Origin of the sequence: Lactococcus sp. SK2-659 (genome assembly GCF_020218185.2) — a bacterium.
Lineage (GTDB): Bacteria > Bacillota > Bacilli > Lactobacillales > Streptococcaceae > Lactococcus > Lactococcus lactis.
Window position 1 is genome coordinate 509,862 of sequence record NZ_JAIWQZ020000001.1, and the last position, 12,007, is coordinate 521,868.

Genomic DNA, 12,007 nt, shown 5'->3' on the forward strand with positions numbered 1-12,007 from the left:
TAATTTGACCATTTTGACAATTATTCTGGCGCTTTTGGTTGCTTTGGAATTTTTCTACATTATGTATTTAGAAACCTTTGCTACAAGCTCAAAAACAACCAGTCGTGTATTTAATATGGGAAAAGAGGAGCTAGAACGTTCTTCAGTTCAAACGCTTTTTAAAAATCAAGGGATTTATAACGGTTTGATTGGTTTAGGATTAATTTATGCAATATTCTTTTCGTCAGCTCCACTTGAAATTGTTAGATTACTACTTATTTATATTATTTTAGTGGCTTTATATGGCTCTTTGACAAGTAATAAAAAGATTATTCTCACCCAAGGTGGTTTAGCCATTTTAGCTCTAATTTCTTCATTTTTTTAAAAAAATATTTTTAAATCCTTGACAAGTCTCATAAAAAGTTTTACAATTATTTTCAACATCAGAAAAGTAACTCTATATCAGAATTTTTTCAGGAAGTCTGCGGTTGTGCGAGCAGATAAATTCATCAGAGCGAATGGGCTGATTTGAAAGTCGAGAACGATTTGTTTTTCGCAATTTGATTTGAAACAATAAAAATCACGGATGCTCCCGATACCAAGCAACTTGTTGTTAGACGAGGAAAAGAAGAGTTTTTCTAGTATTTTTGTAATACTTTTAGGGACTCTTAAATTACGGTGGCACCGCGTGACATACGCCCGTAGAGTATTTGATACTCTACGGGCTTTTTTGTATTTTTTTGAAAGGATTTCTAAAATGAACCAACGATGGCGAAGCTTAAATTTTAACTAATCAGTATCAATGGAAACGCCTTCCTCAAACCTATAGATAGAGAGAAAACATGAGAAAAATTAAAGAGATTTCAGCAGACACCATGACCCCGATTTCGGTTTATCTTCGCCTGAAAGGGAGAAATAAAGTAATTTTAGAATCCATTCCCAGAGAAAATGACCAATCACGTTTTTCAATTATTGCGTTAAATCCTGTGAAGCACATCAAATTTACTGACGGAATTTTAAGCGTAAATGACGAAATCATTAGCGATGAAAATCCAATGGAATTTCTGGAAAAATTAGTTTGTCAGCCAGAAAGTAGTGACGAAAATTTAGACTTGCCTTTTACAAGTGGGGCGATTGGATATGCTGGATTTGATACCTATGGTATTTTTGAAGGCATTCAACCTGAACTGAAAGATTCGATTGGAACGCCAGATATGTATTTTATGTTATACGAATCAGCTCTAATTTTTGACCACAAACGTGAAAAACTGATTTTTATTGAAGACAATACTTACAGTCAACGTTCAGAAAAAGAGTTACAAAACGCGCTGTCAGCAAATATTGAGTCATTATCTTTACTGACAGAAGCAGAAAATGAACTGACAGAATTAAGTAAACTGAATTTCGTTAGCAATATGTCTCAAGAACTTTTTGAAGAAAAAGTTTCTAAAGCAAAGGAACTTATCAGAAATGGTGACATGTTCCAAATTGTTTTATCACAACGTTTAACAGCCGATTTTACTGACAACCCCTTTAATTATTACAGAAAGCTTCGGGTTGAAAATCCATCATCGTATATGTACTTTATGGAATTCGATAATTTTCATGTCATAGGCAGCTCACCAGAGCGTTTGGTTGCTGTTCACGGCAATCAAGTTTCAACCAATCCAATTGCCGGAACAAGAAAACGCGGGCAAACTGAATTTGAAGACCAAGCTCTTATTGAAGATTTAGAAAGTGATCCCAAAGAAGTCGCTGAACACAAAATGCTTGTTGATTTAGGACGAAATGACATTGGTAAAATCTCCAAATATGGTTCAATCGAAGTTCCTGTTTTCATGAAAGTTGAGAAATATCGCTACGTCATGCATATTACAAGTGAAGTGACCGGCGAGCTTCGTCCTGAATTTACAGCTATGGATGCCTTACGCGCCACATTGCCAGCGGGGACGCTATCAGGAGCACCGAAGCATCGCGCCTACCAAAGAATTTATGAATTTGAAACGCAAAAACGAGGAATTTATGGTGGAGCTATCGGTTATCTAACGAAAAATGGAAATTGCGATTTTGCAATTGCCATTCGGACAATGGTCTTGAAAGACAAGAAAGCACATGTTCAAGCAGGAGCCGGAATTGTTTACGATTCAGTACCCGAACATGAATATCAAGAAACCTTAAACAAAGCCCAAGGCTTATTGAAAGTTGGTCAATAAATAGACCCAAAAAGATGTAGACATAAAAAATTTAACATCATCAGATAATTTTGTCAGTGATTTTTTACTGACAGAAAATAAAAAATTACTGACAGGCCTTGTCGTTAAAAATAGGAGACAATATTGATTTTAATAATAGATAATTACGATAGTTTCACTTACAACTTAGTGCAGTATGTAGGTGCTTTGACTGATGTAGCAGTTGTGAAAAATGACGATGATTCTTTGGAAAATATGGCAGAAAAAGCAGATGCCTTAATCTTCTCACCAGGTCCAGGTTGGCCTGCAGATGCTGGAAAAATGGAAACACTTATTCAGCAATTTGCAGGTCAAAAACCAATTTTAGGAATATGTCTAGGTTTTCAAGCCATTGTTGAAGTTTTTGGTGGGAAACTTCGATTGGCACATCACGTCATGCATGGCAAGAATTCACAAGTTAGGCAAACCTCAGGAAATTTACTCTTCAATAAACTTACTTCAAAATTTCTAGTCATGCGCTATCATTCAATTGTCATGGACGAGGCAGTCGCTTTACCAGATTTTGCAATCACAGCAGTTGCGACAGATGATGGTGAGATTATGGCTATTGAAAATGAAAAAGAACAGATTTATGGATTACAATTTCACCCTGAATCCATTGGCACATTGGAGGGCATGACCATGATTGAAAATTTTGTCAACCAAGTAAATGAAAACAAGGAGTCATCAAATGAAAAATGAACTTGAAAAAGTGATGTCAGGCCGTGACATGACCGAAAATGAAATGAATATGCTTGCGAATTCAATTATCCAAGGTGAATTAAGCGAGGTCCAAATTGCTAGCTTTTTAGTAGCACTAAAAATGAAAGGTGAAGCAGCAAGCGAATTGACTGGTTTGGCTCGAGCTTTACAAAAAGCAGCGATTCCCATTCCAACAAATTTGACAAATGCGATGGACAATTGTGGAACAGGAGGCGACCGCTCATTCAGTTTCAATATTTCAACCACAGCCGCTTTTGTTTTAGCAGCTGGTGGAGTTAATATGGCAAAACACGGAAATCGCTCCATTACCAGTAAATCAGGCTCGGCAGACGTTCTTGAGGCCTTAGGAATCAATCTTTATTTACCAGCAGAAAAGTTAGCTCAAGTTTTTGACAAAGTTGGTTTAGTTTTCCTTTTTGCTCAAAATCTCCACCCAGCGATGAAATACTTCACGCCAGTCCGCAGACAACTCGAAATTCCAACAATTATGAATTTGACTGGGCCACTAATCAATCCAATTCCACTTGATACACAACTTCTTGGTACCTCACGTCCAGATTTACTTGAATTAACAGCAAATGTTTTGAAAGGCTTGGGCCGTAAGCGAGCATTAGTCATCACAGGTGAAGGCGGAATGGACGAAGCAACTCCCTTTGGACTTAATCATTACGCACTTTTAGAAAATGACAAAGTGACTTTGCAAGAATTTAGAGCCTCAGACGTTGGTATTTCAGAAGTTCAACTCAATGATATTCGTGGAGGTGAAGCCCCAGAAAATGCTGAAATTTTAAAAAATGTCCTTGAAAATCAACCGTCAGCCTTTTTAGAAACGACCGTTTTAAATGCCGGACTTGGATTTTATGCCAATGGGAAAGTTGATTCCGTCAAATCCGGAGTTGACCTTGCAAGAGAAGTAATTAGTACAGGTGCAGCTCTTACCAAGTTGCATGAATTACAAGCAGAACAAATTGGCTAAAAATCTTAAAATAAAAGGTTAAAATTTAATGACAGAAAAAATATTTGTCGAAGTTGGTTTTGATTTGGATAACAACAGATTTGGCTTTGGGCGGAGTGTCGAAATCGAATATGGTGACGGAACAGAAAAACGTTTTAAATTTACTGACAAATCTGTCAGTAAATATTTCAATCCAAATTCTTTTTATTTAAGAATTTGGGTAGGCAAGCGCATTTTTATTATCGACACTAAAAGTCCACATTTCAGAATAAAAAATAAAAAACGAACTAATTTCAAGTTTGTCCTTGGAAAATGGGGAGAGAAAAATGATTGACCATTTAGATATTCATGTCCAAGATTTATCAAGAGCAAAAAATTTCTACACTGCAGTTTTAGCAAGTCTTGGCGGTCACTTAATTGATGAAAGTAATTCTGGTCTGACATACCAGACAGGAGAAAATGCTGACGGATATATCTGGTTTGAAATAGGAGAACCTTATCCTTTTCATTTTGCATTTCAAGCAAAAACAAATAGCGAAGTTGACGAATTTTACAAAAAAGCACTGGAAAATGGTGGAAGAGACAATGGAGCACCGGGCTATCGGCAAGACAATTATTACGCAGCATTTATAATTGATCCAGAGGGCTATCGAATTGAGGCAGTCTGTCATACAGGGAAAGAATAAGAGAAAAATATGAACATAAAAAAAGGAAAATTTCTAGAAACAATCCTAGCAGAAAAACGACTTGAAATTGCTAAAATGCCAGAAGAACAAGTAGGAAAAGTTCGTCAAACATACAATTTTTATGATTACTTAAAAGAACATTCCGACCAGCTTCAAGTGATTGCCGAAGTCAAAAAAGCTTCACCCAGTCTAGGTGACATTAATTTAGAAGTGGATATCGTTGACCAAGCCAAAAATTATGAACAAGCCGGTGCCGCTATGATTTCCGTCTTAACTGACCCTATTTTTTTTAAAGGAAATATTGAATATCTCCGTGAAATTTCAGAAAATGTCCAAATTCCCACCTTGAACAAGGATTTTATCATCGATAAAAAACAAATCAATCGGGCAGTAAATGCGGGAGCAACAGTTATTTTACTCATTGTCGCAGTTTTTGAAAATCAATACCCCAAACTCCAAAACCTCTACAACTACGCACTTTCACTAGGACTTGAAGTTCTTGTTGAAACACATAATAAAGCAGAACTTGAGATTGCTCATCAGCTTGGGGCTAAAATTATTGGAGTTAATAATCGTAATTTAAAAACCTTTGAAGTGAGCTTGCAAAATTCAGTAGATTTGACTCCCTACTTTAAAGAAGACAATATCTACATTTCCGAATCAGGCATTTTTAGCGCAAACGAAGCCCAAAAAGTTTCCGATACTTTCAATGGAATATTGGTTGGAACAGCACTCATGCAATCAGAAAATCTATTAAAATCTTTGAAAGATTTAAAAGTCAAGAGGAAAACGAATGAAAATTAAAATCTGTGGTTTATCTACAAAAGAAGCTGTTGATACAGCCGTAGAATCTGGTGCCACACATCTCGGTTTTATTCTTAGCCCCTCAAAACGCCAAGTTGCACCAGAAGAAATTCTTCAAATCACAAACGATGTCCCAAAAACAGTCAAAAAAGTAGGAGTTTTTGTTGATGAACCTATTGATTTTGTAAAAAAAGCCATTCAAGTTGCTCAACTTGATCTGGTTCAGCTTCACGGAAATGAAGAGATCAATTACATTAATCAACTAGATATTTCGGTTATTAAAGCAATAAGGCCAGACCAAGAATTTAAAGAATACGAAGATGTAATTTTATTATTTGATAGTCCACAAGCTGGAAGTGGTCAAGCATTTGATTGGGAATCTTTGGTGACTAGTGGTCTGAAAAATAAATTTTTCATCGCTGGTGGACTTAATCCAGAAAATGTAGCAGCTGCTATTCAACATTTTCCAGATGCCTACGGTGTGGATGTTTCTTCTGGAGTAGAAACTGACGGAATTAAAAACCTTACAAAAATAAATAACTTTGTTCAAAATGCAAGCCTTGCCTCATCAAAGCAATTATTTATAGAATTTTTAAGAATCACAAAAAAGCTAAATGAAAATAAGATTATCCCTTATTTAATGGGAAGTTTAGCAGTTGAGCAAATAATCAATTTTCCAACAAATCCTGATGACATTGATATTCAACTCAAAAAGCCTGATTTTGAAAATTTTGAGCAATTAACAAGTTTAATGGAAGAATTAGGTTATCAGCTCATTGACTTACATGAGCATAAATTTGAAAAAGCTAGCATTCATGTTGGCTTTGCAAGTGTGGAGACCCTTAAAAACTATGCCGGGGTTGACTATTTGACCATTCAACAAGAAAGAATGGAAAATGGCGAAAAATATCATCTTCCAAATGTTGAACAATCCCTTAAAATCTATCAGGCAGCAAAACGAGATGAGTGGCGAGGAGGGAAGCAAAAAGATTCCTTTATTTTAGATAAGTTAATAAAGGAACAGAAGAGGAATGACAATGAATGATAATCTTATTGAAGAGGGTGTAGAGATTCGAAATGATCTCATTATTAAGTCAATTCAAAAAGAAGATATATTAGAGCTTTGGCAAATTAGTTATGGGCCTAAATCTGATTTACATTGGATGTCTTTCAACGCTCCCTATTTTGAGGAGCCAATTTTGAGTTGGGAAGAATTTTCAAGAAAAATACCTCTTAAAATAAATCAACCAAATGTTGCACTTATTATCTTTCAAAATCGAATCATTGGAATGCTGTCAGCTTATTGGGAAGACGGTAAATTACAAAAATGGCTTGAGTTTGGTATAGTGATTTATGATAGTAAATTGTGGGGACGTGGAATTGGACAGGATGCCTTATCTTTTTGGTTGAAGCACCTTTTTGAAACTTATCCGAAGATTCAGCACATAGGATTTACAACTTGGTCAGGAAATCAAGGAATGATGAGACTAGGAGAAAAAAGTGGTCTAAAACTTGAAGGGCAAATCAGAAAAGTTAGATATTGGCAAGAAACTTGGTATGATTCAATAAAATATGGAATTTTAAGAGAAGAACTAAAAAAATAAATAAAAAAAATCAAAGGAGCAACAACATGACCTACAACCAACCTAACAACAAAGGATTTTACGGCCAATTCGGGGGCCAATTCGTACCTGAGACACTAATGACAGCAGTAAAACAATTAGAAGAAGCCTACGAAGATAGTAAAAAAGACCCCATTTTTCAAGCAGAACTTAAAGAATTACTTAAAGACTATGTTGGACGAGAAAACCCACTCTATTATGCAAAACGCTTAACAGAATATGCGGGCGGAGCAAAAATTTATCTTAAAAGAGAAGACCTAAACCATACAGGAGCACACAAAATTAACAATGCCCTCGGACAAGTCCTCCTTGCCAAAAAAATGGGAAAAAATAAAGTCATTGCTGAAACAGGTGCAGGCCAACACGGTGTCGCAACCGCAACCGCCGCTGCCCTCTTTGGCATGGAATGTACGATTTATATGGGTGAAGAAGACGTTAAAAGACAATCTCTCAATGTATTTCGCATGGAATTACTCGGGGCAAAAGTTCATTCAGTAACTGATGGTTCACGCGTACTTAAAGATGCGGTTAATGCAGCACTTAGAGCATGGGTTGCTCAAGTTGAAGATACGCATTATGTAATGGGCTCAGTTCTTGGACCACATCCATTTCCACAAATTGTGCGTGATTATCAAGCTGTTATTGGACAGGAAGCGCGTGCCCAATTTTTAGAAAAAGAAAATAAACTTCCAGATGCTTTAGTAGCTTGTGTCGGTGGAGGTTCAAATTCGATGGGACTTTTTTATCCCTTCGTTAATGATGAATCAGTTGCCATGTATGGTGTTGAAGCTGCTGGTCTTGGAATTGATACGCCACATCATGCGGCAACAATTACTAAAGGGCGCCCCGGTGTTCTTCACGGAACACTCATGGATGTCCTTCAAGATGAAAATGGTCAAATCTTAGAAGCCTTTAGTATTTCAGCCGGTTTAGACTATCCAGGAATCGGACCAGAACACTCTTATTTCAATGCTGTTGGACGAGCAAAATATGTTGATATTACAGATGAAGAAGCACTTGAAGGTTTTAAAATCTTATCTAGAACTGAAGGAATTATCCCAGCACTAGAAAGCTCTCATGCTATCGCCTATGCAGTCAAACTAGCTAAAGAATTAGGACCAGATAAATCAATGATTGTTTGTCTTTCAGGACGTGGGGATAAGGATGTGGTTCAAGTTAAAGAACGACTTGAAGCAGAAAAAGAGGTGAAAAAATGAAAACTTTACAAATGACTTTAAGCAATAAAAAAAATAATTTTATTCCTTATATCATGGCTGGCGACCATGAAAAAGGCTTAGAAGGTCTTAAAGAAACCATTCAACTTCTTGAGCAAGCCGGGAGCTCCGCTATTGAAATTGGCGTTCCATTTTCAGATCCGGTTGCTGATGGTCCAGTCATCGAACAAGCAGGTTTGCGTGCTTTAGCAAGAAATGTATCACTTTCAAGTATTCTTGAAACCTTAAAAACAATTGATACAAAAGTTCCTCTAGTAATTATGACCTATTTCAATCCCGTTTATCAGTTTGGAATTGAAAAGTTTGTTGCAGCTCTTGAAGAAACACCAGTTAAAGGCCTTATCATTCCAGATTTACCTAAAGAGCATGAGAACTATATCAAACCCTTTATCAATGATAAAGATATCTGTTTAGTTCCTCTGGTCTCATTAACCACGCCACTTTCTCGGCAAAAAGAACTTGTAGCCGAGGCTGAAGGATTTATCTATGCCGTTGCAATCAATGGAGTAACTGGGAAAGAAAATGCTTATAGTAACCAGCTTGACCAACATTTAAAAGCGTTGTCTTCATTAACGGATGTTCCTGTTTTGACAGGATTTGGAATTTCTACATTATCTGATGTAGACCGTTTTAATAAAGTGTCCTCAGGAGTTATTGTTGGTTCAAAAATTGTTCGTGATTTACATGATGGTAAAGAAAACGAAGTTATTAAATTTATTGAAAACGCAATCAATTTTTAAGATAATTGAAAAATTAATAAAACCATATATCCTTGACAGTCCACTTTACAAATGGTATACTTTTATTAAATAAAACGGTTACAAAAAATTGGATAGTGATTATTAAGTTAAGCTAGACCTTATCAAACCTATAGTCATAGGGGGATAAGGTCTATTTTTGTGAAATGGAGAAGAATGTGAAAATCAAAAAAGTTCTGAACAATAATGTAGTCATTGCTCAAAATGATAATGAAGAAACCATTCTTATGGGTTTAGGCTTAGGATTTGGGAAAAAAGCAGGTGAAGTTGTTGAAGACAAAAAAATTGAAAAAATTTTTGCATTGAAAGTAACTTCTGAGCAACAGAATTTTTCAGAATTACTTTCGGAAATTCCAAGTGGAATCGTAGAACTTTCGATTTTAACTTTAGCAAAAGCAAAAACAAAATTTGATAAAACAATTTCTGATACCGTATTGGTTGCTTTCGCTGACCATTTAAATGCAGCAATTATTCGTGAAAAAGACAATATAACTATTAAAAATTTTCTTTTGTGGGATATTAAGAGATTTTTTCCAGAAGAATTTGCACTTTGTCTTGAAACACTTCAAAAAGTTCAAGAAAAACTTAATATCTCACTTCCAGAAGATGAAGCAGGTTTTCTGGCCATGCACATTGTTAATGGAACCCTGGGAAGTGGTCATGAATATGCAACGGAATTAACAAAATTAATGGAAGAAATATTAACAACTCTAAAGTATACTTTACAAGTAAACTTTAATGAGCAAGATATTTATTTTCAAAGGTTCATTACTCACCTTAAATTTTTTACCGAAAGAATACTTTCTAATACAAAAAGTGATGAAAGCACTGATGAAGATTTATTCCTTCTAATAACCAGAAAATACCCAAGAGCATACATAGGAACAAAGAAAGTCAGTGAGTTTCTTAAACAGACAAGGTTATACGAAGTTTCTCAAAATGAACAAATATATATGACCGTCCATCTAGCACGTATTTTAGAAAAAATACAAGATTAATTTTTAAGATGACTTTAGTCATCATCAACTATGGTAACAATTGGATCGTGACATTAAGTTGGCGAAACCTCTAAAAAATATATTATTTTGGAGGTTTGTAATGGGCAAATATGAAGCTCTTGCAAAAGACATTGTAGCAAATGTAGGTGGCAAAGAAAATGTCATCTCAGTGATTAACTGTATTACACGGTTACGTTTTAAACTCAGAGACGAGAAAAAAGCAAATACCGATGTCCTGAAAAATATGGATGGTGTAGTTACAGTAATGCAATCTGGCGGCCAATACCAAGTCGTTATTGGAAATCATGTACCAGAAGTGCGTGCAGATGTAGATGCTGTCCTTGGGGTACTTGATACCTCACCAGCAGACTCTGCACAAAAAGGAAACCTTTTCGATCAATTTGTGGAATTGATCTCAGGAATTTTCCAACCAATATTAGCTCCATTAGCAGCAGCGGGTATGATTAAAGGGGTTAATGCAATTTTATCCTTTGCCTTGGGACAAAGTTTTCAAGCGTCTGCAACCTATGCTGTTTTTAATGCAATGGGTGATGGTCTATTTCTCTTCCTACCAATTTTCATTGGATATACTTCAATGAAAAAATTTAATGGCTCACCATTTGTTGGAATGATGATTGCCACAGCACTTGTTTACCCAGGTTTCGTAGACGGAACAGTTGCAAAAACATTTGCAGAAAGTGGTGGATTAAGCCTCTTTGGAATTCCTTTTTCAGTACCAACTGCTGGCTACGGGTCTTCTGTAATGCCAATTATTGCCATTACAGCATTTGCAGCATTTTTAGAACACCAGTTAAAGAAAATTATTCCTGATGTAGTAAAGCTTTTCTTGACACCATTCTTTACGGCAATCATCTCAATTCCTCTAGGCTTCCTAGTTATTGGACCAGTAATGAATCTTGCTTCAGATGCTTTAGGTAAAGGTTTACTAGCATTACAAGGATTTAATCCTATTATCTTTGGTTTAGTGCTAGGATTTGCTTGGCAAGTCTTAGTCATGTTTGGACTACATTGGGCAATTGTTCCATTTGCAATTATCGCATTAGCAAAAGGAGAACCAACCGCGCTTTTAATTGCCGCAAGTGTTGCATCGTTTGCGCAAACTGGAGCTGTTGGAGCAGTGATGTTAAAAACAAAAGACAAACGACTTCGTGAATTAGCAATACCAGCCTTTATTTCTGGTTGGTTTGGTGTTACAGAACCAGCAATTTACGGAATTACCCTCCCTAAGAAACGTCCATTTTGGGTTTCATGTATCGTAAGTGGAATTTTATCAGCTGTTGCCATGGCCTTGGGAATTAAAGCCTATACAATGGGAGCTTTGGGAATCTTCAGTTTTACATCTAATATTACCCTTACAGGTGAAGTTTCAGGCGCGATTAAAATGATGATTGTATCAGCTGTAGCAGTTATAGCAGGCTTTGTAGTAACCTATCTTGTGGGATTTGAAGATGATGTTATTGAAAATCCAATCCCTGACAAAAAATTTAATAAACAAAAAACGAATAAAGAAATAATTGGAAGCCCTCTTGAAGGAAAAGTTATTCCACTATCACAAGTTAAAGATGCAGCCTTTTCTGCAGGTGTAATGGGCAAAGGAGCAGCGATTGAACCAACACTAGGTGAGGTTCGTGCTCCATTTGATGGAATGGTTATGATTTTGTTCCCAACTAAACATGCCATAGGTTTAATTTCAAATGAGGGAACTGAACTTCTCATTCATATCGGAATAGATACTGTCCAACTTGAAGGAAAATACTTTGAAACCTTTGTAAAACAAGGACAGAGTGTAAAAAAAGGTGACTTACTCCTCAAGTTTGATATTGAGCGCATTCAAAATGCGGGATACAGTACTCAAGTTCCAATCATTGTAACAAATACTCAGGATTATATGGATATTCTAGTTACAAATCAATCGACGATTCATCAAAATGAAGTGTTACTAACTGCAGTTAATGCACAAACAACTGAATTAGTGGCAAATCCAGTTTAAAATAG

At 36.0% G+C, this 12,007-nt stretch carries 13 protein-coding genes; all 13 read left to right on the forward strand.

Features of this window, described 5'->3' with window-relative positions; genetic code table 11:
- Positions 1-4: 4 nt before the first annotated feature.
- The 13 genes from LDP15_RS02415 (at position 5) to LDP15_RS02475 (ending at position 12,002) form a co-directional block, all read left to right on the forward strand.
- Complete coding sequence (locus LDP15_RS02415; RefSeq protein WP_015426640.1) at positions 5-364, forward strand: DUF1304 domain-containing protein; 360 nt, start codon at positions 5-7, stop codon at positions 362-364.
- 457 nt (positions 365-821) lie between these two features.
- The gene (trpE, locus tag LDP15_RS02420; RefSeq protein WP_015426639.1) at positions 822-2,192 is read left to right on the forward strand and encodes an anthranilate synthase component I; all 1,371 of its coding nucleotides are present in this window, start codon (positions 822-824) and stop codon (positions 2,190-2,192) included.
- 123 nt (positions 2,193-2,315) lie between these two features.
- Entirely contained in the window at positions 2,316-2,912 is a 597-nt protein-coding gene (locus LDP15_RS02425; RefSeq protein ID WP_015426638.1) for an aminodeoxychorismate/anthranilate synthase component II, read from the forward strand.
- On the forward strand, positions 2,902-3,909 hold the full coding sequence (trpD, locus tag LDP15_RS02430) for an anthranilate phosphoribosyltransferase (protein ID WP_015426637.1): 1,008 nt from the start codon (positions 2,902-2,904) through the stop codon (positions 3,907-3,909). Before LDP15_RS02425 ends, trpD begins: the two co-directional genes overlap by 11 nt.
- Before the next feature lie 28 nt (positions 3,910-3,937).
- On the forward strand, positions 3,938-4,222 hold the full coding sequence (locus tag LDP15_RS02435; protein ID WP_052312058.1) for a DUF3977 family protein: 285 nt from the start codon (positions 3,938-3,940) through the stop codon (positions 4,220-4,222).
- Positions 4,215-4,574 carry a VOC family protein gene (locus LDP15_RS02440; protein WP_015426636.1) on the forward strand — a complete coding sequence of 120 codons (360 nt, stop codon included), beginning with the start codon at positions 4,215-4,217 and terminating at the stop codon, positions 4,572-4,574. The genes LDP15_RS02435 and LDP15_RS02440 overlap by 8 nt, the downstream gene beginning before the upstream one ends.
- Before the next feature lie 9 nt (positions 4,575-4,583).
- Positions 4,584-5,378 carry an indole-3-glycerol phosphate synthase TrpC gene (gene trpC / locus LDP15_RS02445; RefSeq protein WP_225513425.1) on the forward strand — a complete coding sequence of 265 codons (795 nt, stop codon included), beginning with the start codon at positions 4,584-4,586 and terminating at the stop codon, positions 5,376-5,378.
- Positions 5,368-6,423 carry a phosphoribosylanthranilate isomerase gene (locus LDP15_RS02450; RefSeq protein ID WP_015426634.1) on the forward strand — a complete coding sequence of 352 codons (1,056 nt, stop codon included), beginning with the start codon at positions 5,368-5,370 and terminating at the stop codon, positions 6,421-6,423. The genes trpC and LDP15_RS02450 overlap by 11 nt, the downstream gene beginning before the upstream one ends.
- Entirely contained in the window at positions 6,416-6,982 is a 567-nt protein-coding gene (locus tag LDP15_RS02455; RefSeq protein ID WP_015426633.1) for a GNAT family N-acetyltransferase, read from the forward strand. Before LDP15_RS02450 ends, LDP15_RS02455 begins: the two co-directional genes overlap by 8 nt.
- Before the next feature lie 26 nt (positions 6,983-7,008).
- Entirely contained in the window at positions 7,009-8,217 is a 1,209-nt protein-coding gene (trpB, locus tag LDP15_RS02460) for a tryptophan synthase subunit beta (protein WP_015426632.1), read from the forward strand.
- A complete protein-coding gene (gene trpA, locus LDP15_RS02465; RefSeq protein WP_015426631.1) occupies positions 8,214-8,975 on the forward strand; it encodes a tryptophan synthase subunit alpha in 762 nt (253 codons plus the stop codon). Before trpB ends, trpA begins: the two co-directional genes overlap by 4 nt.
- Before the next feature lie 176 nt (positions 8,976-9,151).
- Positions 9,152-9,991, forward strand: a complete 840-nt coding sequence (licT, locus tag LDP15_RS02470; protein ID WP_042230442.1) for a BglG family transcription antiterminator LicT — start codon at positions 9,152-9,154, stop codon at positions 9,989-9,991.
- Positions 9,992-10,091: 100 nt separating this feature from the next.
- Positions 10,092-12,002, forward strand: a complete 1,911-nt coding sequence (locus LDP15_RS02475; protein WP_015426629.1) for a beta-glucoside-specific PTS transporter subunit IIABC — start codon at positions 10,092-10,094, stop codon at positions 12,000-12,002.
- Positions 12,003-12,007 lie beyond the last annotated feature (5 nt).